Consider the following 208-nt stretch of genomic DNA (forward strand, 5'->3'; position numbering starts at 1 on the left):
GATCACCGTGACGGCGAACTGCTCAGGCAGATTGTTCGCGCCGTCGGCGTTCGGATGGGCTTCGTTATCGGCCAGGGTGTAGCTGTAACTCACAACACCGGTGGCGGCGTTGAAACCTGTGATAGTCAGCGTGCTGCCCAACGGCGTGGTGATCGATTGCGGGAAGCCTGCGGCTACGCCATTGGTGACGACGGCGATACCGCCGACG

Annotated in this window: 1 protein-coding gene; it reads right to left on the minus strand. The window is 62.0% G+C overall.

The window, feature by feature from the left end; translation table 11 throughout:
- Positions 1–208, minus strand: a 208-nt coding sequence (locus tag ACM6IV_RS19635; protein ID WP_414871271.1) for a hypothetical protein, incomplete at both ends; no start/stop codon positions are given.

This window comes from Pseudomonas sp. IT-347P, assembly GCF_949768005.1.
Lineage (GTDB): Bacteria > Pseudomonadota > Gammaproteobacteria > Pseudomonadales > Pseudomonadaceae > Aquipseudomonas.